The organism is Bacillus sp. LR--39 (assembly GCF_053613335.1).
This window is the reverse complement of the sequence record NZ_JBSIOT010001379.1, coordinates 1-559: the sequence shown is the minus strand read 5'-3', so window position 1 is coordinate 559 and position 559 is coordinate 1. Positions and strand designations below refer to the sequence as shown.

The 559-nt window shown below is 42.6% G+C and carries 1 protein-coding gene and 1 pseudogene; both read right to left on the bottom strand.

Going from position 1 to position 559, the window contains the following annotated elements:
- Positions 1 to 151, bottom strand: a 151-nt coding sequence (locus tag ACWHAR_RS30605; RefSeq protein ID WP_452088873.1) for a DUF3237 family protein, incomplete at its 3' end; no start/stop codon positions are given.
- Positions 152 to 283: 132 nt separating this feature from the next.
- Positions 284 to 559: pseudogene (locus ACWHAR_RS30600) on the bottom strand (amino-acid racemase); the annotation flags it as partial.

The following is a 559-nucleotide window of genomic DNA, read 5'->3' as shown; positions in this document are numbered from 1 at the left end:
CCGGCAAAATACGTCCCTTTACTTCCCCGGTTATTGTTCCCGAACGAATCGGAATGAATCGTCTCAGTCCCAGGCTTGTCTCACCAATCGTGATAGGCGGATCAACCTTGATTTCTAAAGAGGCGAATGGTTTTAAAACCGGCTTCTTCACGAGAACCACCTCACCTCCAGAAAAAAATCATGTAACTATTTACATGTTTACTTTAACACCATTGTAAGTTAACTGTCAAACAATAGGAACATAAAAAAACAAGGACTGTTTGAAGACAGTCCTTGTCTGAAGCTAGCTTTGATAAGCAAGATATGTGCTGACAGTGCTTTTGGCAAGACAGGCAGAGGAATCTATCATCGGAATCTCACTTTGAATATGATCTAACACCGCATTTAAATCCGTGCAGGCTGAAATGATGATGTCTGCATGCTGACTGATTTCTTCATATAGCGTCTGCCACAATGCTTGTGTATGCTCCATATGATTAGGCTGTTTGATTGCGGCGATAAGCTGGTTCACAGCCTGCTGCCAATGGTCCTTGTGAACAACTTCTTGTCCATTTGCCTT